The following is a 21,657-nucleotide window of genomic DNA, read 5'->3' on the forward strand; positions in this document are numbered from 1 at the left end:
AGGAGGATACATTATTGCAATATTTGTTAGTTATAATTGGTAATTTGCTGTAAACAGTACACCGGAACGATTGGCCGCGCTGTCACCGCGTAACGGTCATGGTTCAAAATGGTGGGTCCGACCCGCGAAGGTCAGCGCATTGCGGCCGTTTTGCTTACTCTGGTACAAGTGGTGGTCAGCCTGACTGTAGATATCGAGGTAATTGTTGTCATCCGGATCAACGACAGCCAGACCGATTGAAACCGTGATGTGGAAAGTTTGACCCGCCGCGTGAAACGTCAATGCGTGCAAGCGCTGGCTGATTGTGGACCCAATCTTCCGGGGATCCTTGACGTCAGCAGCCCGCCGGGCCACTAGGAAGCCAAATTCCTCACCGCCCATGCGGTAAACAGCGGCGTCCTTCTCTTCGGTGGCTAACTGGCTGAGGGTGGCCGCGACTTGCTTCAAGACCTCGTTACCGACCAAGTGGCCATAGGTATCGTTGATCTGCTTGAAGTGGTCAATGTCGAGCTCGTACAGTCCGTAACTGCTGCCAGTCTTTGTGAAATTCTTGTACCTTGCAGTTAAGTCCACGTTAAAACTGCCCATGTTTTTGATGCCGGTCAGCGGATCGCGAGTGGCTTCCTTTCGGTACTCACTGAGCTCCTCGTTGCGCTTACCCTGCATCACCGCATATTGGGAAACGACCATACTGACCATAATGAAGGCTCCTACCTGGCGCAGCCAAAACCAGCCGTCAAGGTGGGCTGGGAAAAGTAAGGTCATGAGGGTAATAATCGCCGCCCCGAAGGCATTCAAGAAGAGGAACGATGCCAGTGGCTTCTTAATGAAGTAGTAGCCGCTGGTCCCGAGCCAGTACACCATAACGAGGACGATCAGGAGCATGCCCACGAGCGGAATGGTGTAGGTCTTGATTTGCAGGACGCAGTAGAGGAAGGTGCTGACGGAGCAGATGGCGGCGTGGACGCGGGATTGCCGTGAGAGGCTGAAGGTGAAGTAGGAAATCACCAGGAGGTTCGTGAAGCTCCAGTGCAGTCCGTAGGCATTGGGGCCGAGCCGGGGACTAACTAGTGATTCAACGACCAAATAGGCTTCAAACAGGAAGAAAATGGTCAATTGCAAGCCGTACTGGTGCTTGACCACAAAGGCGTTCTCCACGTTGCCATTCACCCAGAACAGCAGGGAGAGCACCCCTAAGAAAACAATAATATTCGTTATTAGTGACATCCAGAAGGACACACTCACCCAAAAAACACTCATTAATTAAGCCCCCCCAGGCTGTGGTACGACAACACTTACTTGATTTTACTTATGTATGATCACCGATTATGCAGGCAATTACTCTTTTATCATAGCATGTCCCTTGCAAAAACGCCCAATCTACCTGAGCAGCAGGTAGATTGGGCGCTTGCGGAGATCGTCAGCTGAAACTGTAGGTTTTGCCATCATAAGTAATGGCGTTACGACCACTGTGCTTGCTTTGGTACAGGTAGTGGTCGGCCTTACTGTAGATATCCAGATAGTTATTGTCTTCAGGAAGCACGACTTCAACGCCTAGGGAAACGGTGGTGTGGAAGTTGCCCTTAGGCGAAGTGAATTCGAGGGCGCCGATGCGCTGATTGATTTCCTTGCCGATTGTGTGGGCGCGATGCGGATCTGCTGCTGCGGTTTGCAGGATGATACCGAACTCCTCGCCCCCCATCCGGTAAACTTTAGTATCGCAGCCTTGTTCTAGAGCAATTTGCTGCAGAGTTGCGGCGACTTGCTTCAGAACCACGTTGCCGACCGGATGGCCATAAGTGTCGTTGATTTGTTTGAAATGGTCGAGGTCAAGTTCGAAGAGCCGGTAGCGCGCCCCTGTTTGCTCAAACTGGGCATAGAGGTGCATCAGGTCGGAATTAAAACTGCCCATGTTCTTGATCCCAGTCAGCGAATCGGTCAGCGCCTCGCTGTGGTATTTGTTCATATCATCATTGCGCCGTGATAGTGCTTTTGCGTACAGACCCGCGGCGATGGCCAGAATCAGAAAGCCCGCGATTTGACGCAGCCAGAACCAGCCGTGGGGTGGCACTGGGTCAAGCAGGTAGATAGCGGTGATACTGGCGGCAGCAAAAATCATGAGCGCTAGGCTGGCGGGGATGGGGTGGTGCAACAAGAATGCACCGTAACGGGTCAGTAAGTACTGCAACAAGACGATCACAACGATACCGAGGACGACACCAGCAGTGATTTGATTGCTTCGACTCAATACGTACAGAATTGTGGCGCCCATCCCGATCAGGAATTCCCACTTGGATTGCAGCACGATACTGAAGACGAAGTAGGCCATGATGAGTAGGTTCAGGAAGGACCAGTGCAGACCAAAGGCGTTTGGTCCGAGCCGGACGTTGGTGACCGATTCAATAAACAGATATGCTTCAAAAGCAAAACAAATCGTTAACTGCAAGCCCAGCGCGTGTTTGTGCACGAAGCGATTACTGACATTACCGCGCACCCAGTAGAAAAGGGACAAGACGCCCAAGAACACGACCACGTTGGTTATTAACGACAAGCCAAAAGATAAACTGATCCATCCGGTACTCATGCTGCTCACCACCTTCCATTTTGGTATAGTTATGTCGGCACTAAGTCCTTGCGTGAAAAATGAATATATTCAGCAATATGCAGACGTATATAACTGGGAATTATAAAGGATTAAGCGGGTGAACACCAGCAGACTTTTGATGATTATTTCTGAAATCTTCACGTTCTACACTAATCAAGTGCTAATGTGCATTTCTAGTGCTGATGGAAGCAAAACACCGTCCTTATGATGCTTGTCGGTATTGACCAAATTCGGCAGTTTATGTAAAAGAGCGTTGAAAATAGCGACAGCTTATTAAGATGCTTTGCAGACGGGCTGCTGGCGCTTAATCTAACTTAGATAATTTTTTTCGATTCAAAGGGCGCATGTTTTCAAGAGGGCACGTCGTTATTCGCTGCCCTTAGAAATTGGCCTAGCTTTTTACCGCAGATCAGAATGCTTGCCGTTGACAAGACATATCGCGGGGGTTAAGCTCACTGCAACAAATCAGGGAAGTTTTGCTGATGAATAGCGCCGGTGGTAAATATTCTGGGTATGCCTACTATCTTTAACCAGTGTGAACACGCGGGCGGGTCCTTGCTTCCCAGGGCCACATTCGGATGCATACCGGATCATTGAAACTATACTGTTAGCACCCGGATGAAGCGCAATTCAGCTGGGTGGCTTAAGGAGGAATCTCAGTGGAGTTTATGAAGGCCATGCGCGCAGAGCTGGCGGCCATTGCCGTGCCGCTCACCGCGAACACTGCGGCGGCCATGCAGACGCAGCTACAAGCTTTTTGTCAGAGCCCGGCACAAGTTGCCGAATGGCGTGTGGACGCGTGGCCGGACGTTGATGACCAGACCGCGGCGATCATCGGGACCCGGGTGCACGCGGCGGGCAAACTGTTGTTAATGACACTGCGGACGCATGCGGAGGGCGGTGCGTTTACGGGGGAAGAGGGTGAATACGTCGCCATGTACAGCCGGCTCGGCCACCGGGCACACCCGGACGCAATTGACGTCACGGACATTGTGTCCGTGACCGCGCGCCTGCTGCTTCTGGAACAGGCGCACCGACACGATTGCGCGGTGGTGGCTAGCCACCATGACTTCCAGGCGACGCCAATCGTGGTCCAGGCGGAGGCCCGGTTACGCGCGCAGGCCGCTTGGGCGGACGTCGTGAAGTTAGCGGCCATGCCGCAAGAACCTGCGGACACGCTGAATTTGCTGGCAATCAGTGCCTGGGCGCGGGCCAATCTGGCCAAGCCGGCAATCGTGATTGGAATGGGAACGCTGGGGCAACTGACACGAATCGCGGCGGGCCCGTTTGCACCCGCACTGACTTTTGCCAGTCTCGGAGCCGTGCGTGCGTCCGGTCAGCTCAGTGTTGCAACCGTCAGCGCGCTGCAAGTTGAACAAAAATGAACAAAAGCACAATGTTCCGGAAAATCGTCATTATTTCTTCACAAGCTGCCGCTAAAATCGATTCTATTAATTAATTGATAATTTTCGGGGGTAGCGCAATGCTTGCGTATGACTTTTTAGCTCCGCGTGCAAAGGATGCGGGCAAGACAATGGTTTTGGACAAAGGATTGGGGCTGCACGCCGCAGCGGACTTGGTGCAGACGGCGGGGGCGACGATCAGCTTCATCAAGCTCGGCTGGGGCACCGCCGCAACAATGGATCAAGAATTAGTGCGGCAGAAGATTGCCTATTACAAGGAAGCCGGAATCGTTGTTTATCCAGGGGGGACTCTGCTCGAAGTCGCTGAGGCGGCGGGCAAATACAGCCAATTCTTGACTGCAAGCAAAGAACTCGGCTTCACCGGTGTTGAAGTTAGTGATGGTTCCACGCAAATCAGTACCGAGCGGCGGACCGAGTTAATTCAGGAGGCACAGGCCGCCGGTTTTTACGTGATTGCCGAAGTGGGCAAAAAGAACCCGACGCTCGACCACGAACTCACACCGCAGGAACGGGTGGTTCAGATCAAGCAGGATTTGGAAGCGGGCGCTAATTACGTCATTATTGAAGCGCGCGAGGCCGGTAAGAATATTGGGATTTATGACCAAAACGGCAATATTATCGAGGATGAATTAGCCACCATTGCGCGGGTCGGAACTGAGCACCTGATTTTCGAAGCGCCACTGAAGAGTCAGCAGGCCGCTTTGATTTTGCAGTTCGGCCCGCAGGTGAACCTCGGGAACATTGCCACTGATGAGGCCACGTCGGTCGAAACCTTACGCCGCGGTTTGCGGGCCGATACAGTGGGGCGAATTTAATGAAACGGATATTCATCATTCGGCACGGCAAAACGGCGTGGAACCTCGAGAAACGCCTGCAAGGTGCTCATGCCGACAGCGAATTGCTCACTGATGACCTGACCGGCTATAAGCAATTGGCCCATTACTTGGCTGATTATCATTTTGCCGGGGTGTACTCCAGTCCGATTCGGCGGGCCACGCATACTGCCGAAATCGTGACGCAGGCGATGGGGTTGCATGGTGTGCACATTCAGCCACTGCCGGGGCTGACAGAAATTTCCTTTGGCCAGTGGGAGGGCAAGCGGCGCGATGATTTGATTGCCCAGCACCGCGAATTATTCGTCAAACTCTCGCATCGTGAAGATGACCCGCGGTTGCAGGCGCTTGGCATGGAATCTTTCGCCGCAGCCGGGCAGCGCTTCACGCAGGCACTGCGTGATATTGCGGGTCAACTTGGTGCCGATGACAATGCCCTAGTGGTTACCCACGGTGGAATTGGTCAGTTAGGAATTCGGACCGCAACTGGTAACGACCGCTTGCTCGGGCTGAAGAACCTGTCCACATCCATTGTTGCGTTTAAGGATGGGCAATTTTATCTTGATGTGTACAACCAGACCGCGTACCTGAAGAATGTTGATTTAAATGAAGGCAATGTTTCTATTCTCTAGGGTCAGTAGTTCAAAATAACCGTTATGGCAACAATGCTGTAGCGGTTATTTTGGTGCGGTGGAGATTAATTGCCTATGCTTTGCGCCTATACTAAGAGATTCAATATAAGCATTCGACATAGTGGACGGATGGCTTTACTCTTAAATCATTAGCAATTAACTCAAGTTGAGAAGAGGCAAAATTAATGATTAAAGATAAAGTTGTTGTCATCACCGGCGCATCTAGTGGGATTGGTGCCGAAACCGCCAAGTTGCTGGCAAGTCAGGGCGCCAAGGTAGTTCTCGGTGCCCGGCGTGTAGAAAAATTGCGGGCCTTGACCAACGAAATCAAGGTCGCTGGTGGTGAGGCGGTTTACCGCGTGACTAATGTGGTGCAGCCAGAGGACAGCGTTGAGCTGGTCAAGCTCGCCCAGGACACTTTTGGCTGCATCGACGTGATGTTCTTGAATGCCGGTTTGATGCCGAACTCACCACTGTCAGAACTCAAGACTGATGAGTGGAACCAGATGGTCGACGTTAACTTGAAGGGTGTCCTGAACGGGATTGCCGCCGCCTTGCCAATTTTTAAGGCGCAAAAGTCCGGGCACTTCATCGCAACGAGTTCCGTTGCCGGTTTGAAGGCTTACCCTGGTGGTGCTGTTTACGGTGCGACCAAGTGGGCCGTTCGCGACCTGATGGAAGTGTTGCGCATGGAGTCGGCGCAGGAGCACAGTAACATTCGCACTGCGACGATTTACCCGGCCGCGATCAAGACGGAACTGCTGAAGACGATTACAGATCCACAGTCTGCTAAGGATATGCAACAGACCTATGATGCGTACGAAATCACCCCGGACCGGGTGGCCAAGGTGGTGGCTTTTGCCATCGACATGCCGGAAGACACCAACGTTAACGAGTTCACAGTTGGGCCAACGAACCAGCCATGGTAATGGGTTAGGGTTTTAGAAGATACTTTTTAGCAGGCACTAGTCCGGATGGGGCTGGTGCCTGTTTAAGCATTTTGCCGATTTTGTCCTTGCCATGCAGCTAAGGACAGGGTTTACACTGAAGTTAACAACGCGGAAGCAGTCTTTTCGCTAGACAAAATAAGGAGCGGACATGACAACATATCAAGATCAGTATTTTGAAGGCGAACGGTCATTGTTTGCCGAACATGACGCAACAATCACGAACACGACTTTTGGCCCGGGTGAATCCCCGCTGAAGGAGAGCAGCAACATCACGCTGCGCGATTCGATTTTCAAGTGGAAGTACCCGCTGTGGTATAGCAAGCACATCAAGGTCGACCACAGCATTTTTGAGACCATGAGCCGCTCGGGTATCTGGTACACGACGGACATTGCCATCACGAACAGCACGCTGCAGGCGCCAAAATTATTCCGGCGCAGCCAGCAGATCAAGCTCGACCACGTACATTTTAGCGATGCGCAGGAGACTCTGTGGAGTTGTGACGATGTGCGGCTGACCGATGTGCAGGCAAGCGGGGATTACTTCGGCATGAACAGCAGCAATCTCTACTTGGACCACGTGAACCTAGTGGGTAACTACTGTTTCGATGGGGCCAAGAACGTTGAGGTCCACAATTCCACTTTTGTCTCTAAGGACGCCTTCTGGAACTGCGAGAACGTCACGATTTATGATTCAACCATCAACGGGGAGTACCTCGGTTGGAACACCAAGCACCTGACGCTCATCAACTGCACCATCGAGAGCGACCAGGGGCTGTGCTACATCGACCACCTGACCATGAAGAACTGCAAGCTGCTGCGGACCGACTTGGCCTTTGAATACTGCAGTGACATCGATGCGGATATCACGACCGCCATCATGAGTGTGAAGAACCCAATCAGCGGCACGATTCGCGCGCAGAGTATCGGCACGCTGATTCAGGACGACCCCAAGCTGGACACAAGTAAGGTCAAAATTGTGACCGCAACGCCAATTGGTAACGGGGAGGTGGCGTAATGTTTGATTTCACGCACGCACCGCAGCGGCGGCACAGTGATTCCATCAAGTGGCACGTTCAGGACGACGAGCTGCCGATGTGGATCGCCGACATGGATTTCCAGACGGCCCCGGCCATCGTTAGCGCGATGCAGCGGAAGCTGGAACTGGGCGCATTCGGTTACGAAGAGCCCCAGGCGGATTATTTTGGCGCCGTTGCGCAGTGGTACCAGCATGTCCACCACGCCACTGCTGACCCCGAGTGGATGACCTTCACAACCGGTGTCATTCCGGCAATTTCGGCAATTGTCCGCCGCATCAGCCACATCGGCGACAACGTGCTGGTGCAGGCACCAGTCTACAATATGTTCTACCACTCCATCGAAAACAATGGCCGCCACGTCCTGTCCTCCGACTTGGTCTATACGAAGGGTCAGTACGCCGTTGATTGGGCCGACCTCGAGCAAAAGCTGGCCGAGCCGCTGACGACCCTGATGATTCTCTGCAACCCGCACAACCCGATTGGCAGGGTCTGGACGCGGGCTGAATTGACGCGCATTGCTACGCTCTGCCAGCAGCACCACGTTGTCTTGCTCTCCGATGAGATTCACGGCGACTTGGTCCTGAACGGGCCAGACTACACACCAGTCTTCAGCCTGGATGCGGAGCTGGCACAGACCACGATCACGCTCGTCTCACCGAGCAAAACCTTCAACGTGGCGGCGCTGCACGCGGCAACGGCCATTGTGCCGAACACCAACCTGCACGCGAGTGTGGACCGCGGCCTGAATAGTGATGAAGTCGCCGAGCCGAACCTGCTGGCGATTCCGGGAACTATTGCCGCGTACACAAAGGGCGAGGAATGGCTGCAAGCTTTGAAGCAGCAACTGTGGCGTAATCACCAGTTGGTTACCGAGTTTGTGGCCCGAGAACTGCCTAGTGTGCACGTTGCTTCCGGTCCGGCCACTTACCTGATCTGGCTTGACATTAGCAGCTACGGTAAGAGTGCCACGGAGCTCACCCAGCAGATTCGGGAGCGGAGTGGGCTGATCCTGTCGGACGGTTCCGAATACCGTGGTAATGGCAGTCACTTCTTGCGGCTGAATTTTGCTTGTCCGGAGGCGATGCTGAAGGACGGGCTGCAGCGGCTGAAGAAGGGGCTCGCGGAGTAAGGATGATTTTGAATCTGCATGGAAAAGCCGCCTCATGACTTGGGGCGGCTTTAATGTCCGCAGAACGCTTAGCTGACTGCCTGCAACGAATTCGCGTTACACTTGAGACTGCAGGCGAAACACGTGCTGAGCTGAAAGGCGTAATTTTGCTTCGGGACATATTTCTAAATATGCGCAGCGACCCGCTGTAACCCGCGCCAGAACAGCGTTTGCGTCGATGGCAAAAATATGGCGACAACACACATCATGGTTTGCTTATGGTAAATTTTGGGATGATTTATAAGCGCCACATCCGGTGTGGATGGTTTATATTGCGACCTTCCATATTTTGTAACAATCGCGCAGCCCGCGTGGTTGTAGCTTTTTCAACGCATATTGCGTAAAATTGAAAATATGTCCCGAAGAATTTTTGACCATAGCACCGGTCCGGCGTTTGGCCGCGACCGCTCGGCAGAGGAGGAACGCAATGCAACAGGAGCCAGAACAAAAACTTGCCCGCAATCTCAAAGGACGGCACGTGCAGCTAATTGCTATCGGCGGCACGATTGGCACCGGCCTGTTCCTCGGTGCCGGCCAGTCGATTCACGTCGCCGGGCCCTCGCTCCTGCTTGCGTATCTGCTGACGGGGCTGGTGTGCTTCCTCATGATGCGCGCAATGGGCGAGCTGCTCATGTCGGACCTCACCCAACATACATTTGTCGATTTCATCAAGCGTTACCTGGGTGAAAAGGCGAGCTTTGTGACCGGCTGGACCTACTGGCTGTGCTGGCTGGCACTGGCGATGGCGGAGGTCACCGCGATTGGGCTCTACATCCGCTTCTGGTTCCCGAGCCTGCCGCAGTGGGTGCCGGGGCTGATTGCCGTGGTGCTCTTGCTGCTGATCAACTTGCTCTCCGTGGGCCTGTTCGGCGAGACGGAATTCTGGTTATCTTTGATCAAAATTGCCGCCATCGTCGGGCTCATCGTCATCGGCTGCTGGATGATTGCGGTGCATTACCCAACGGCCAGCGGGCACGCGGCCGTGACCAACCTGGTCAGTCACGGTGGCTTCTTCCCCAAGGGCCTGCACGGCTTTTTGGCCTCGTTCCAGATGGTGATTTTCAGCTTTACCGGCATTGAGGTCGTGAGCCTGACCGCCGGCGAAGCGCTGGAACCGGAGAAGGTGATTCCGGAGGCCATTAGGAAGGTGATGCTGTGGATGATTCTGCTGTACTTCGGGGCGCTGGCGGTTATCATGTGCATTTACCCCTGGTCAGCGGTGACGCCTAACTCGAGTCCGTTTGTCCAGGTGTTCAGCAGCGTCGGCATCAAGGCGGCGGCGAACATCATCAACTTTGTCGTCCTCACCGCGGCCGCATCGGCTTGCAGCTCAAGTTTGTACACCACGGGGCGGATGCTGTACTCGCTGGCATTGGAGAGTAAAAGTCCAATGCTTAAGCCCTTCGGCAAGTTGTCGCGGCGGCAGATTCCCGCCAACGCGATTGTTGGTTCCGCTGTGGTCGTGGCGCTGGCGGTACTGCTGAACATTTTCCTGCCGAGCGCGGTGTTCACCTTGATCACCTCCGTAGCCACCACCAGTTTCCTCTTTGTGTGGGCGATGATCGTTCTCGCTCACATCAAGTACCGGCGCGTGACGCCGCGACTGACCAGTTACGTGGCGCCGTTCTATCCGGTCGCCGACTACCTAGTATTGGCGTTCTTTGCGGGTGTCATTGTTATCATGTTGCTAGCGAAAACGACGGCGATGCCGGTGTTGCTTGCTGTTGCCTGGCTGCTCGTGCTCACGGTTGGGAAAATGGTGGGTGACCGCTATGCTCATGCTTAACTGATATTAAAAACAGCTTCTCCGCGTGACGTGAACCCCAAAATTTGAAAGCCTTGGTGTACTTTACGTAGGACTTACGTTTGGTAATGCCTTTAGTTCCATCATTGGCGTACATTTTTGGCCAGTTTGTGATGGCCTTGATGTTAACCTGATGCAGACGTGATTCTTCGGTGGGAGTATGAAGACCATTTTTAATTTCTCGAATGATAATTAGTCGGCTGTTGACCGTGGATTTTGATTTGGACAACTAAATAACTTCTATTTAAAGGATGTAGATATTTAATTGTCTCCCCAAACAGGACCATAGCAAATACAACAAGCAGCATGGCAGTTTTCCCAAACGTGAAATGCCATGCTGCTTGCTTCAGTTATAAGATTGGTGGGTTCGAAATATTTGTGAGACGTATCAGTTTGCGAGTGTTTGCTGTGATACTTACAGTTGCCTGCAGTTTAATTTAATTCGGCAAATTTCAGAAGTGTCCGGATCATCTGGCAGGTGAAGCCGTATTCGTTATCGTACCAAGCTACGGTTTTGATCAACTGTGTGTCGCCAGCCGTCACGATTTCGGTTTGGGTTGGATCAAACACAGACCCATAGGTGGTATTGATAATGTCCGCAGATACGATGTGATCTTCATTCCAGCCGAAACTTTCATTATCCTTGGTGTAGGGCTTGATGTGGGCGTTGACGTCGTTTGCGGTCAGATTATTAGTGTTGAGCACGGTGACGAGTTCGGTAAGGGAACCATCAGGTACTGGTACCCGCTGCGCGTGACCCTTCAGCTTGCCATTTAGACTTGGCAGTACTAAGCCAATCGCCTTAGCAGCGCCGGATGAGTGGGGAATTGTGCTGACGGCTGCGGAACGTGCAGCCCGCGGATTGCCACCACGAACGGGACCGTCGAGCAGCATCTGGGTACCGGTGTAGGCATGCACGGTGGTCATCGTGCCGGCAACGACCCCGAATTCTTTATCAAGTGCGTCAGCCATCGGTGCCAAGCAGTTTGTGGTGCAAGAACCGGCGGAAACAATCTTGTCGGCTGCAGTCAGGGTGTCATCGTTAACATTGTAGACGATTGTCTTAACGTCGTTGCCAGCGGGAGCCGAAATCAAAACCCGCTTTACCCCAGCATCAAGATGGGCCTGCGATTTTTCCGCTGAGGTGTAGAAGCCGGTACATTCGAGCACGAATTCAACCCCATCATTTTTGACCCAAGGAATCTTAGCGGCTTTTGGTTCGGCGTAGACATGGTACGCTTTGCCATTGACGACAATCGCGTCATCCGTGGCGCTAACATCGGCGTCTAACGTACCGTGTGCACTATCGTATTTGAGCAGGTGGGCCAACATTGCGGGGCTGGTCAAATCGTTGATTGCCACAACCTCAATGCTCTTGGATTCCTTGTTCAATTCCAAGATGCGCCGGAAAGCCAAGCGCCCGATGCGACCAAAACCGTTAATACCAATTTTTACTGTCATGAAAATTTCCTCCTTGTTGTTGTGTCCCTCTTGAACGGTTATAGTATGCAAGGAATGGAAATCATTATTAAGAGCGTGTTTATCAGGGGATAAGTTATCCCACCTTGGAGGTTAACGTGAACGAGAAAGTTTTAGGCCATTTTTTGCGCTACAAACGCGAGCATGTTGATCCCGCCGTGTACTCAATTGTCCCGGATAGTCGGCGGCGAACCCCCGGCTTGACTAGGGATGAGGTCGCGAGTATGGCGCACGTCAGCGTTGACTGGTATACGCGCATCGAACAGGGCCGCAGTAATGCGACACCATCAGCAGATGTCCTAACAGAGGTGTGCCGCGTGTTGCTCTTTGCGCGTCCGGAGGTTGAGTATGTGTTCAACCTGCTCAGCCTGGCGCCCCCGCGTGACGAGCGCAAGGGAGTAACTAACGCGGTCATGGACCTAATTGAGTCTCGTAACCCAAGCCCGGCCTTTGTCATGAATCAGAATCTCACGGTGCTTACGACCAACAAAGGCTTTCAGCAGTTGTACGGCGTTTGGGACCGGCAACTGCCATTGACCCGCAACTGGGTGTGGCGGACGTTTAATAGTGACTATTTCCGGCAGAGCCTATCCGGTTGGGAGCAGTATTCCCAATACGTGACCGCCGTGTTTCGCAAAATTTACAGTGAAGATACTGATTCCAAGTTCTTGTCTGAACTATACACTGCTGTACAAGAAGATCAGGCATTTATGAACGCCTGGAATTCACTGGCGGTGTCGGATTTCAAAACGCAGTATTTGTTGTTGGATAATCCCGATGTTGGGGAATTATATTTGATTGAGAACATTTTAGCGATTCCGGGAGCCAATCATTATGTCGTTTTTGAGGATGCTGGTGACCAGGCGACGCGGGTCAAATTAAAGCAGCTTGCGGCTAAAGCAGGTGACACAAAAAGCTGAGATTAATTCTCAGCTTTTTTGAATCGTTTTGTTCAATTGTTAGAGTCTTACAACTGTTTTGATGCCAGTAAGTATGATTCCAGTGGCCAACACCAACACGACAGCAAGTGCAATGAAAGTCGGGCTAATTGCCGCAACGCCCCAGCCAGTGAGCGCCAAAATTACGGTTAACACGCAGTTGCCAGTGATCGCTATGGCAACAGCGCGACTAGGGGCAGAGCGCCAAAATACCTTTTTGGTTCGGGTCATGATAATTGTCAGCATCGCACTGAAAATCAGGTAAACGTAGAGGCCGGTGCTGACCTGGCCATTTGTGAGGCCAATATTATTCAGCCATAGTAACCAGCCGTAACCTACCGCAGTCCAGCCGCCAGCCAGCAAGCCGGCAATTTTGCCGAGTTTTCGGATGCTCCAGTTTTCCGGCCGTTTGGTGATGGTGGTGTTATCTGTCCCGAGAACCAAGGTGACACAATCGTTCAGAATTGCGATCAAAATCATGGCGTTCAGCGCCAGCGGAATGAAGCGGAGGAAGAGGTAGCCTAGGGTCAGTAACATTGTCAGCTCGGCGGTCCGCGCCAGCTTGGTGATCGTCCAGGTCAGCATGCGCTGGTAGACGCGGTGCCCACTGTCCAGTATTGCGATGATTGGCGTGAGGCCTGGCGTTAGCAGGACCATTCTTGCTGAACGCTTGGCGAGGTCGCGCGCGTTAGCGACGGCAATGCCGACATCGGCTTGCTTCAGCGCCGGTGCGTCATTCACACCGTCTCCGGTCATCCCGACAATATAGCCCGCACTTTGCAACCGTTTGGCAATTGCCAGCTTGTTTTCCGGGACCACATCGGCGATTCCGGCTAGGGTGGCAACATCCGTATCAGCGTTTAAGTTCGCATAGGACACGACCTTGCCAGACAGGCCAACGGATTTAGCCACGGCAGCGGCAGTTTCCTGCTTATCACCCGTCAACATGATCGTCTTGACGCCCCGGGCTTGAATCTTCTTGAGTGCCGCCGCGGAATCGGCGCGGGGCTGATCTTGCAGGATGAAGAGCGCCACTAATTGGTCATCAACCGCCAGTGCGACCGTGCGTCCGGCTGTGTAATCAATGTTGGGCAACTCTGGTTTGTTGGTGGTGACAGTGGTGAGCTTTTTGAGCGCACCAAGTCGCAGCATCTTTATTCCGCTAGCGGTGGTCACGTTAGTTTGTGCATAGCCGGTGGTCGAATCGAAGGGAATGAAGTTGGCCTGTGCTAAAGGCGTAACGTCTTGCGAGCGCGCATGGTTTACAACGGCGGCGTCAATGACACTAGCGTTGCGCTGATCCGTGGCGGAAGCTGCTAGTTGCATGACGTTTTGATCTGCCAACTGCGACAAATTATAGAATGCGACTACTTCCGGTTTGTTAGTCGTGATGGTGCCGGTTTTATCAACTAGGAGCAGGTTCGTGTTGGCTGCTTCCTGAATACCCGTTAGGTCACTAACCAGAACGTTGTGCTTGCTTAAGACTTTGGCCTCCACGGAGTTAGCGACCGCAAAACTCGATGGCATCGCGATGGGGATGGTGGCGATGAACAGCATTGCAAGGAAGGGCAGCATTGCAATCAGGCTCTCGTGCCGGATAAACGCCGCGCTGATCAAGATGACGGCAAGGATGCTGTCGACAGCGGCGAGGTAGCCGATGACCTTACCGAGGAGCTTTTCCAAGTGGCCGGGAGCAGAGCTTTGGTTGATGAGACTGATCGTTTTGCCACTGCGGCTCGCCGCACCAGTGGCCGTGACGCGGGCGAGCGCGCTGCCCGTCACAATTTCGGTACCGGCAAAAGCGGTGGTGCCGGGGTGGTGGGTGATGGTTTTGGATTCGCCGGTGATGGAACTCTCATCAATTTCCAGCGCGGCGGAAAGTAACTTCACGTCGGCGGGAACGATATCGCCCTGGCGTAAACTGATGAGATCACCGACTACTAACTTTTTGGCTGGAAGCTTGGCCCACTGGCCGTCGCGCTTAACGGCGGCGGTGGGGGTCAGGTCGTGGGCCAGACTGTGCAACACGATGCTGGCCCGCCGAGATTGAATTGCGCCATTCACGGCAGCAAAAAGTAACATGATCACGATGAACGCAGCTTGGATGCCTTTGCCCAGCACGATTTCGAGAATCAAGGCTGCTTCCAAAATCCAGGCACTCGGTTCCCACAACCTGCTCAGGATTGCCTTAGTGAAATTAAAGGCGGGTTCTTGGACTTCATTTGGGCCGTCCGTTGCCAGCCGTTGTTCAGCTGCAGCTTGCGTGAGTCCCTTTGCTTCAATATTATCTTGCATGTGCGCCCCTCACTTTCTATGTACAAGCAGCGGCTGAAGCTGGCTCCAGCCGCTTAGGAAACTAATTAGTCAAATCCAACTGACACTAACTGTGGTTTACTAAGTTTGTATCGGCCGTAACAACATGTCCAGAACTTAACAGTTTCGATTACTACGGACATAAAAGTACTCCTTCCGGTAAAAAAAGATGACGCCTACTGCAAGAAAAAAATTGCAGTAGACGTCATCAAATTGCTTACCAATTAATTTTAGTGGCGAACGTCATCGCCGATTAACTTTGAACAGCTACAGAGTACACCCGTGTGCAAATCCGCGCAAGTAGCATTTGCAAATTTTCAAAACAGCAGCTTGCGTCCGGAAGAACAGTTTTGCTATAATGCTGGTCGTTATTCAAAATTATTCACGAGCCAAAGCTGATGCATTCAGGCAATTGGCGATGAGAGGTGAGCACTATGTACAGAATCAAGTACCCAGATATTGCTGCCGTGTTTATCGGCGGTTGCTGCGGTGGGGCCGCACGTTATGGCATCGGTATCTGGCTCAACGATAGCAAAACGTTACTGGGTACCACGGCGGTCAACCTCGTGGGGAGCTTCTTACTGGCGTTGATCACCTATGGCTTGGCTGAGTATTTCGATTTGCCCAACTGGCTGATCTTAGCCCTCGGGACCGGTTTTGTGGGGGCGTTTACGACCTTCTCAACACTCGTGTTGAATCTAGTCAAGCATGTGGGGCAGCAGCCGGTTTACGCCCTGAGTATCTTCTTGCTCAACTTAATTGGCGGTTTGCTAATGGCGTTATTGGGTTATCTTGTCGCGGAGTGGTTTGGAAGGCGGCGGCAAGCATGGTGATTTTTGTTGCATTAGGTGCCGGTTGTGGTGCGGTAATTCGTTATTTGTTGACCCAAGCTGGTAAGCAGTGGTGGCCAGGAACGCCGCTGGCAACGTTAGTGATTAACGTGACGGGCGCTTTTTTGGCGGGCTTGCTGGCACTACTGTTGCTGCAGGAGCCGTGGTCACTGTTGCTACTAACAGGGTTTTGCGGAGGCTACACGACCTTTTCAACATTCATGACCGACGCGTTAATCTTGCTATGTAACGGCCGGCGCAAGGCGTTTGCATGGTATTACCTAGGGACCAGTGGCGCTGGTATTGTTGGGTTATTACTGGGCGCTGGGTTAGGAAGATTAATCACTCGTTAAATACTTTGCTTAGCCCAAAAATAGGTTCAAAATGCTCTGTGCTGGTTAATGCGCACAATGGGGATTTTGAACCTATTTTGGTTTGCGCAAGGCGTGCGCACTTATTTCTTCATGATCATTTTAACTGCTTGCTTGATGTGCTCCTCTTGTTTACTACTGTCATCCGTCAGTAAACAGTCCGTGAGGTTTTCGGCGACGATCAGTCCAATTAAATTATCGAGACTTGAGCGGACGGCGGTCAATTGACTGACGACGTCCTGACATTCAGCATCGCTGGTCATCATGCGCATGGTGCCTTGCAGCTGCCCATCGGCGCGTTTGAGCCGGTTCGCCATGGCTTTGGTGTAGTGGATGGTCATGTTAGTTCTCCTTCCGGTCGGTGGTCAGTAATTCGCTGCGGACTTGCTGGTAGAGGCCAATCGCCCCGTCGAGGTTTTGCACGTGGAAGCCGTGGCCGCGGAGCAGGCGCTCGGCAATGTAACTGCGCAGGCCGGTCTGGCAACTCACGATGTAGTCCTGCTTGGGGTCGAGTTCATCAAGGTGCTCCCGCAGCTGATCAAGGGGCATGTTAATTGCGGCGGCAAAATGCCCCTGGGAGTATTCGTCTGGGTCGCGCACGTCGAGTAGCTGTTTGCCCTGAGCGAGGGCAGCCTTGAGCTCGTGCCACTGGATGGTCTGCGAGGTGCCGCGGGCAACATTACTGGCGACGTAGCCGAGCATGTTGACGGGGTCCTTGGCAACGCCGAATGGTGGGGCGTAAGTCAGCTCGAGCTCCGGCAGGTCGAAGACGGTCAGCCCGCCCTTGATTGCGGTAGCGAGAACGTCGATCCGTTTGTCCACGCCGTCGGTACCCACGGCGGCGGCACCGTAGATTTTGCCGCTATCCGGAGCAAAAATTGCCTTCAACCAAATTGGCTGGGCACCCGGGTAGTAGGTGGCGTGGCTCTTGGCGGAGATGTGGGCGACCTTGAGGTGTAGGCCGAGTTTGTGCGCATGAGCTTCACTGAGGCCGGTCGTCGCTGCGACCGTCTCGAAAACGCGCACGATTGCGGTGCCAATGCTGCCGCGGTTGGTCGTGGGCACACCGGAGAGCACGTCGGCCACCTGGCGGCCCTGACGGTTGGCCGGGCTGGCGAGGGCAATGAGCGCTGGCTGCTCGGAAATCTGGTTGGTGACTTCGATGGCGTCGCCGACAGCATAGATATCCTTTTGGGAAGTCTGGTAGTGTTCGTCCACGGCAATGCCGCCGGTCGGGCCGAGCTTGATGCCGGTGGATTGCGTCAAGTCGGTATTCGGTTTGACGCCGACCGCGAGCAAAATTATATCGGCTGGCAACTGTTGACCGGAGTTCAGGGTAACAGTTTGCCGCCCGATTTCCTTGACCGCATCGTTCAGGTGGACCTGGACGCCGTGCGTCCGCAGACTAGTTGCGAGCGGGGCGGCCATTTCCTCGTCGAGGGCGGGAAAGACGTGGCTGCCGGCCTCAACTAAACTGACCTGGAGTCCGCGCCGCCGCAAATTTTCCGCCGCTTCCAGACCGATGGCGCCACCACCGATTACAACTGCAGTCTGGGCGCCGGTCGTTTGGAGATAGCTATCGATGCGGTCCGTGTCGGGGATGTTACGCAGGGTGAAGACATTATCTGCAGTTTTCAGCCCCGGTAATTGCGGCACGATTGCTTTGGCGCCCGGTGAAAGAATCAGCGCGTCATAATTTTCGCTGTAGGTGTGGTCCCCACTTTGGACGGTGACCTGCTTGGCAGTGGGGTCGATCGCGGTCACGGTGCTGTTTTCGCGGACATCGAGGTTAAACCGCGCCTTCAACTTGGCTGGAGTTTGCACCAAGAGGGCTTCACGGTCCGTGATTTCGCCACCGAGGTAGTAGGGTAAGCCGCAGTTAGCAAAAGATACGTGCGGACCCTTTTCAAAAACAATGATTTCTGCGTCTTCTTGTAAGCGCCGCAGCCGGGTAGCGGCGGACATCCCGCCCGCAACGCCGCCCACGATTACATACTTTCTACTCATTAGACTGTTCTTCCTTCCCACGCCAGCATGCCGCCAGCAACATTAGTCACATTAAGTCCGCGTTTGTGCAGCAGTTTATAGGCCTGCTTGGACCTTGCGCCCGAGCGGCAAATGACGTACAGCTTCGTGTTTGCCGGCGGGTTGTAGTCGGCAACGCGGCGCAGGGGCACGTTTTTGGCGCGGAGGATGTGCCCCGCCCGGTATTCGCTCGGCTCCCGTACGTCTAATAGTTGCACGTTGGGTTGCTGCAACTGCTGCGCCAGTTCAGCGGTCGAGATACTGTGGACTGGGGTCAAACCAAACATTATTCTACCTCCGTTGCGCCGGGCCAGGCCAGCATGCCGCCAGTCACGTTGATCACGCTCTGACCTTGCTGGGCAAGGTATTCTTGAGCCGAGGCGGAACGTGCACCAGAGCGGCAGATCACGTAGGCACCGTCAGGGATTTCCTGATGGCGCGCGACCATCTGGCTCAGCGGAATGTTTTGCGCACCGGGGATGTGGCCAGCGGCGAATTCGTCTTCTTCCCGCACGTCGATGATGACGGGGTTAGTTGTTAAATTGTTAGCTAAGGTTGTAGTGTCAATGTTTTCCATGGGTTTCCTCCGTGATGTAATCTGCAAAATACCTATAGGGGTATCTTCTCAATAAGGCCAGAATATACCCCCATAGGTATCTCGTCAAGAGCAATCATGCTACCTAATTTGATGCTGAGTCGCCGGTAGAGGCACTTTTTTCAGAATGATGGCTTTTGACCTACAGTAATGGTTCATACCACCGCGGTGAGTGGTACGATAATAACCGGTTGGCAACAACAATGCCGCTAACAAAGAGGGAGATAATTGTCATGAGCAAAGTACTAGTTATCAAGGCGCACCCATTTGGCCCTGACCGTTCCCGTAGTATGCGGGTTCTGGAAACATTTATGAAGAGTTATGAAGCAGCGCACTCGGATGATGAAATCACCGTGCGGAGCCTGTACCAGGAAAACTTCCCGGAGCTGGATGGCGCAATGCTAGCTGCTTTTGCGCCCGATGCTCAGCCAAGCGCTGACGTCGCTGCTAAGCTTGCGGTCTTCAACAAGTCACTTGCAGAATTCAAGGCAGCTGACAAAATTGTCATCGCTAACCCAATGTGGAATTTGGGGATTCCCACCAAATTGAAGTCCTGGTTCGATTCAGTCACCGTCGCTGGCCAGACTTTCCGTTACACCGCCACGGCTGCCATTCCGCTGTGTCCTGGCAAAAAGGTACTGCACATCCAGGCCGCCGGTGGTAAGTACGCCGGCAAGGACCCTGCGACCCTGTACGTTCACACCGCGTGCCAGGCGCTCGGTTGTCAAGAAGTCATCGACCTGCCCGTTGAAGGCATGGACCACTTCCCAGATGAGGCCAAGGACATCGTGGCCGCGGCTGAAAAGCGGGCTGTGGAGCTTGGTAAATCATTTTAATTGAATAACGCAACAACGGCCACCGAGGATAAATCCCCGGCGGCCGCTTTTTATTTTGCTAGCTCGCGACTCGTTGCCACCCGCTTCATCAGTACATTTTGGGGTGTACCAGCGTCCAGCTGGTAAGACAGCCAGTGCTTCTTGTTCATGTGGTAGGCGGGCAGGGCTGCTCCGGTTTGGAGCTGCTCAGTAATTGTCTCAGGTTCTGCCCGTAGCACCAAAACGTCTGTTGGGTCCGTGCCGCTTAAACCCACCTTATCCGCGCTCACCTTCACCAGCAGTGCATACCACTTGCGGTTGTCGCTGCGGCGGACGATTGCGTTGTTGGGGAAATTGGCCCATAAGTACTCGGGATGTTCACCGTACTGCTCGCCAATCGCCGTAATAATTGCCGCCATTTGGCCCGCGGCAAACATGCTGGATGTGAAACAATCCTTGGCAATTTTTGTCAGGGTTGCGGTATAAGCAGTCCGAATTTTGCCGACAAAGGTGCCTGAGTTGGCGGGGTCAAGGTGCAGGGTGTAGGGCAGACCGGAGTCCGTATCAGTGACCTGCGTGGTGATCGTGTCCCCGGTGATGGTGACGTCCAGTGTGAAGCCTGGGGTGAGCACGGTTTGGTACGCCCATGTGTCACCAGTGTGCGTGAACCCATAGGCAGCAAGCTTGTTGGTGTCGGGCTGCTTGTCCTTAAAAATCTCTTCTTGAATACTGGTCATGGTGTTTCCTTCTTTCAATGGCAAAAGGCAATCATAAAATTTGAAATCAGTGCTTGACTGTCACGTAAGAACACAGTTTAAACTGAATTTGTTGCGAGGAAGATGTTGGTAAAACGACTGCCGTGAAGCCGCCGCTAGCGCTTTAACTATGAAAAGCATGTACGTAATCGTTGCGCTACAATAGTTATAAACTATAACGTCACGTAACAGTCAAATCAAAGGATGACAGAATGCTGAAAATCAGTGAGATGGCAGAACTTGCCAATACGACCCGGCGCACATTAATTTTCTACGATGAGCAGGGCGTGTTTCAACCAGCGAAGAAGAGCAAAGCGGGCTACCGTTACTATGACTACAAGCAGCTCTATAGTTTGCTAACGATTCTCGGGATGCGCAAAATTGGCTTGTCACTTGAGCAAATCAAGGCGGTGCAGTCGGACAGTCAGCTTGTGCCGGAAGAATTGCACCAGGCGCAGGCAAAAATTAGCAAGCAGATTCAGGAATTGCAACGGGTCCAGGCGGTTCTCGAGCAGCGGATACACACGCAGACCAAAGCCGCGCCACCACAATTATACCAAGCTGAGATTGCGACACTTGGCCCCGCAACATTTTGGTGCTCCCGCAAGGCCGTTGATTGTACCGAGAAGGAAGTTGCGCAGCTATTTGCGGAGTTCTACCGGGATCTGGACACACTGGCGCTCTTGGACACGGCGACATCTGGTTTTCTGACCGATTTGCCCGTCAGTAATCCTGAAGGCTATATGGATGCCGCATTCCGCATTCTAAAGGCCACGGACCAGCACGCCGGCGAAAACTACATTCCCCTGATTGAGAAACCGGCGGGGCGCTACGTGCGCGTTTGGGTCGCAAACACTGCGGCGGGGATCGACCGGGGCTTAAAGGCACTCAAGACGTATTGTCAGGACCAGCAATTAAGCTGCTCTGACCGCTTGTGGCAACTTAATTCCACTGATGCGCTGGTTGAAAACGGCGCGACCAAGTACGGCTGGCTCGAGTACGCCCTTAAATGATTGTCGTTAGCTAAGTAGCTGCACATTAATAATGTACGCAGCCAGGAAAATTTTAAGGAGGAACATTGAT

Annotated in this window: 21 protein-coding genes and 1 riboswitch; of the genes, 12 read left to right on the plus strand and 9 right to left on the minus strand. The window is 53.2% G+C overall.

Annotated elements, in window-relative coordinates; translation table 11 throughout:
- Positions 1-96 precede the first annotated feature (96 nt).
- The gene (locus tag GN107_RS01620; protein WP_155285976.1) at positions 97-1,260 is read right to left on the minus strand and encodes a GGDEF domain-containing protein; all 1,164 of its coding nucleotides are present in this window, start codon (positions 1,258-1,260) and stop codon (positions 97-99) included.
- A gap of 160 nt (positions 1,261-1,420) precedes the next feature.
- Positions 1,421-2,584 (minus strand): GGDEF domain-containing protein, encoded by a 1,164-nt coding sequence (locus GN107_RS01625; protein WP_155285975.1) that lies wholly within the window; start codon positions 2,582-2,584, stop codon positions 1,421-1,423.
- Between the two features lie 689 nt (positions 2,585-3,273).
- Here GN107_RS01625 and aroD point away from each other — a divergent pair.
- The 7 genes from aroD to GN107_RS01660 all read left to right on the plus strand — a co-directional run bounded on the left by aroD (position 3,274) and on the right by GN107_RS01660 (position 10,435).
- On the plus strand, positions 3,274-3,990 hold the full coding sequence (aroD, locus tag GN107_RS01630; protein WP_230678535.1) for a type I 3-dehydroquinate dehydratase: 717 nt from the start codon (positions 3,274-3,276) through the stop codon (positions 3,988-3,990).
- A gap of 98 nt (positions 3,991-4,088) precedes the next feature.
- Positions 4,089-4,844 carry a phosphosulfolactate synthase gene (gene comA / locus GN107_RS01635; protein ID WP_155285973.1) on the plus strand — a complete coding sequence of 252 codons (756 nt, stop codon included), beginning with the start codon at positions 4,089-4,091 and terminating at the stop codon, positions 4,842-4,844.
- On the plus strand, positions 4,844-5,494 hold the full coding sequence (locus GN107_RS01640) for a histidine phosphatase family protein (protein ID WP_155285972.1): 651 nt from the start codon (positions 4,844-4,846) through the stop codon (positions 5,492-5,494). The genes comA and GN107_RS01640 overlap by 1 nt, the downstream gene beginning before the upstream one ends.
- Before the next feature lie 185 nt (positions 5,495-5,679).
- A complete protein-coding gene (locus GN107_RS01645) occupies positions 5,680-6,423 on the plus strand; it encodes an SDR family oxidoreductase (protein WP_155285971.1) in 744 nt (247 codons plus the stop codon).
- A gap of 169 nt (positions 6,424-6,592) precedes the next feature.
- On the plus strand, positions 6,593-7,459 hold the full coding sequence (locus tag GN107_RS01650) for a DUF3737 family protein (RefSeq protein ID WP_155285970.1): 867 nt from the start codon (positions 6,593-6,595) through the stop codon (positions 7,457-7,459).
- A complete protein-coding gene (locus tag GN107_RS01655; RefSeq protein WP_155285969.1) occupies positions 7,459-8,610 on the plus strand; it encodes a MalY/PatB family protein in 1,152 nt (383 codons plus the stop codon). Before GN107_RS01650 ends, GN107_RS01655 begins: the two co-directional genes overlap by 1 nt.
- Positions 8,611-9,076: 466 nt before the next feature.
- On the plus strand, positions 9,077-10,435 hold the full coding sequence (locus tag GN107_RS01660) for an amino acid permease (protein WP_155286278.1): 1,359 nt from the start codon (positions 9,077-9,079) through the stop codon (positions 10,433-10,435).
- A 450-nt stretch (positions 10,436-10,885) separates the two neighbouring features.
- Here GN107_RS01660 and gap read toward each other — a convergent pair whose 3' ends face one another.
- Positions 10,886-11,914, minus strand: coding sequence for a type I glyceraldehyde-3-phosphate dehydrogenase (gene gap, locus GN107_RS01665; protein WP_155285968.1), 1,029 nt, complete (start codon positions 11,912-11,914; stop codon positions 10,886-10,888).
- Positions 11,915-12,030: 116 nt separating this feature from the next.
- On the opposite strand from gap, the gene GN107_RS01670 reads away from it, so the two are divergent.
- Positions 12,031-12,852 carry a helix-turn-helix transcriptional regulator gene (locus GN107_RS01670; RefSeq protein WP_196246202.1) on the plus strand — a complete coding sequence of 274 codons (822 nt, stop codon included), beginning with the start codon at positions 12,031-12,033 and terminating at the stop codon, positions 12,850-12,852.
- 39 nt (positions 12,853-12,891) lie between these two features.
- Here the strand turns inward: GN107_RS01670 and GN107_RS01675 are convergent, their stop codons facing one another.
- Entirely contained in the window at positions 12,892-15,165 is a 2,274-nt protein-coding gene (locus tag GN107_RS01675; protein ID WP_155285966.1) for an HAD-IC family P-type ATPase, read from the minus strand.
- A gap of 210 nt (positions 15,166-15,375) precedes the next feature.
- Positions 15,376-15,443: riboswitch (Fluoride riboswitch) on the minus strand.
- Between the two features lie 174 nt (positions 15,444-15,617).
- Between GN107_RS01675 and GN107_RS01680 the strand changes: the two genes are divergently transcribed.
- Together GN107_RS01680 and GN107_RS01685 are read left to right on the plus strand one after the other, a co-directional pair.
- The gene (locus tag GN107_RS01680; RefSeq protein ID WP_155285965.1) at positions 15,618-16,016 is read left to right on the plus strand and encodes a fluoride efflux transporter FluC; all 399 of its coding nucleotides are present in this window, start codon (positions 15,618-15,620) and stop codon (positions 16,014-16,016) included.
- Positions 16,010-16,366, plus strand: a complete 357-nt coding sequence (locus GN107_RS01685; RefSeq protein WP_155285964.1) for a FluC/FEX family fluoride channel — start codon at positions 16,010-16,012, stop codon at positions 16,364-16,366. The genes GN107_RS01680 and GN107_RS01685 overlap by 7 nt, the downstream gene beginning before the upstream one ends.
- Positions 16,367-16,467: 101 nt before the next feature.
- Here the strand turns inward: GN107_RS01685 and GN107_RS01690 are convergent, their stop codons facing one another.
- The 4 genes from GN107_RS01690 to GN107_RS01705 are packed head-to-tail and all read right to left on the minus strand — an operon-like array spanning position 16,468 to position 18,986.
- The gene (locus GN107_RS01690) at positions 16,468-16,725 is read right to left on the minus strand and encodes a metal-sensitive transcriptional regulator (RefSeq protein ID WP_155285963.1); all 258 of its coding nucleotides are present in this window, start codon (positions 16,723-16,725) and stop codon (positions 16,468-16,470) included.
- 1 nt (position 16,726) lies between these two features.
- A complete protein-coding gene (locus GN107_RS01695; RefSeq protein WP_155285962.1) occupies positions 16,727-18,391 on the minus strand; it encodes an FAD-dependent oxidoreductase in 1,665 nt (554 codons plus the stop codon).
- Complete coding sequence (locus tag GN107_RS01700; RefSeq protein ID WP_155285961.1) at positions 18,391-18,696, minus strand: rhodanese-like domain-containing protein; 306 nt, start codon at positions 18,694-18,696, stop codon at positions 18,391-18,393. The genes GN107_RS01695 and GN107_RS01700 overlap by 1 nt, the downstream gene beginning before the upstream one ends.
- Positions 18,696-18,986, minus strand: a complete 291-nt coding sequence (locus tag GN107_RS01705) for a rhodanese-like domain-containing protein (protein ID WP_155285960.1) — start codon at positions 18,984-18,986, stop codon at positions 18,696-18,698. Before GN107_RS01705 ends, GN107_RS01700 begins: the two co-directional genes overlap by 1 nt.
- 251 nt (positions 18,987-19,237) lie before the next feature.
- On the opposite strand from GN107_RS01705, the gene GN107_RS01710 reads away from it, so the two are divergent.
- Complete coding sequence (locus GN107_RS01710; RefSeq protein WP_196246201.1) at positions 19,238-19,840, plus strand: FMN-dependent NADH-azoreductase; 603 nt, start codon at positions 19,238-19,240, stop codon at positions 19,838-19,840.
- 50 nt (positions 19,841-19,890) lie between these two features.
- On the opposite strand, the gene GN107_RS01715 is transcribed toward GN107_RS01710, so the two are convergent.
- On the minus strand, positions 19,891-20,556 hold the full coding sequence (locus tag GN107_RS01715) for an MmcQ/YjbR family DNA-binding protein (RefSeq protein WP_155285958.1): 666 nt from the start codon (positions 20,554-20,556) through the stop codon (positions 19,891-19,893).
- Between the two features lie 230 nt (positions 20,557-20,786).
- Between GN107_RS01715 and GN107_RS01720 the strand changes: the two genes are divergently transcribed.
- Positions 20,787-21,587, plus strand: a complete 801-nt coding sequence (locus GN107_RS01720; RefSeq protein ID WP_155285957.1) for a MerR family transcriptional regulator — start codon at positions 20,787-20,789, stop codon at positions 21,585-21,587.
- Positions 21,588-21,657 lie beyond the last annotated feature (70 nt).

This window comes from Lacticaseibacillus zhaodongensis (genome assembly GCF_009687905.1).
In the GTDB taxonomy this organism is placed as follows: Bacteria; Bacillota; Bacilli; order Lactobacillales; family Lactobacillaceae; genus Lacticaseibacillus; species Lacticaseibacillus zhaodongensis.

Bases quoted from the DNA above. Each gene is read 5' to 3' on its own strand.
- GN107_RS01620 (WP_155285976.1), bottom strand. From the start codon at position 1,260: ATGAGTGTTTTTTGGGTGAGTGTGTCCTTCTGGATGTCACTAATAACG.
- GN107_RS01625 (WP_155285975.1), bottom strand. From the start codon at position 2,584: ATGAGTACCGGATGGATCAGTTTATCTTTTGGCTTGTCGTTAATAACC.
- aroD (WP_230678535.1), top strand. From the start codon at position 3,274: ATGAAGGCCATGCGCGCAGAGCTGGCGGCCATTGCCGTGCCGCTCACC.
- comA (WP_155285973.1), top strand. From the start codon at position 4,089: ATGCTTGCGTATGACTTTTTAGCTCCGCGTGCAAAGGATGCGGGCAAG.
- GN107_RS01640 (WP_155285972.1), top strand. From the start codon at position 4,844: ATGAAACGGATATTCATCATTCGGCACGGCAAAACGGCGTGGAACCTC.
- GN107_RS01645 (WP_155285971.1), top strand. From the start codon at position 5,680: ATGATTAAAGATAAAGTTGTTGTCATCACCGGCGCATCTAGTGGGATT.
- GN107_RS01650 (WP_155285970.1), top strand. From the start codon at position 6,593: ATGACAACATATCAAGATCAGTATTTTGAAGGCGAACGGTCATTGTTT.
- GN107_RS01655 (WP_155285969.1), top strand. From the start codon at position 7,459: ATGTTTGATTTCACGCACGCACCGCAGCGGCGGCACAGTGATTCCATC.
- GN107_RS01660 (WP_155286278.1), top strand. From the start codon at position 9,077: ATGCAACAGGAGCCAGAACAAAAACTTGCCCGCAATCTCAAAGGACGG.
- gap (WP_155285968.1), bottom strand. From the start codon at position 11,914: ATGACAGTAAAAATTGGTATTAACGGTTTTGGTCGCATCGGGCGCTTG.
- GN107_RS01675 (WP_155285966.1), bottom strand. From the start codon at position 15,165: ATGCAAGATAATATTGAAGCAAAGGGACTCACGCAAGCTGCAGCTGAA.
- GN107_RS01680 (WP_155285965.1), top strand. From the start codon at position 15,618: ATGTACAGAATCAAGTACCCAGATATTGCTGCCGTGTTTATCGGCGGT.
- GN107_RS01685 (WP_155285964.1), top strand. From the start codon at position 16,010: ATGGTGATTTTTGTTGCATTAGGTGCCGGTTGTGGTGCGGTAATTCGT.
- GN107_RS01690 (WP_155285963.1), bottom strand. From the start codon at position 16,725: ATGACCATCCACTACACCAAAGCCATGGCGAACCGGCTCAAACGCGCC.
- GN107_RS01695 (WP_155285962.1), bottom strand. From the start codon at position 18,391: ATGAGTAGAAAGTATGTAATCGTGGGCGGCGTTGCGGGCGGGATGTCC.
- GN107_RS01700 (WP_155285961.1), bottom strand. From the start codon at position 18,696: ATGTTTGGTTTGACCCCAGTCCACAGTATCTCGACCGCTGAACTGGCG.
- GN107_RS01705 (WP_155285960.1), bottom strand. From the start codon at position 18,986: ATGGAAAACATTGACACTACAACCTTAGCTAACAATTTAACAACTAAC.
- GN107_RS01710 (WP_196246201.1), top strand. From the start codon at position 19,238: ATGAGCAAAGTACTAGTTATCAAGGCGCACCCATTTGGCCCTGACCGT.
- GN107_RS01715 (WP_155285958.1), bottom strand. From the start codon at position 20,556: ATGACCAGTATTCAAGAAGAGATTTTTAAGGACAAGCAGCCCGACACC.
- GN107_RS01720 (WP_155285957.1), top strand. From the start codon at position 20,787: ATGCTGAAAATCAGTGAGATGGCAGAACTTGCCAATACGACCCGGCGC.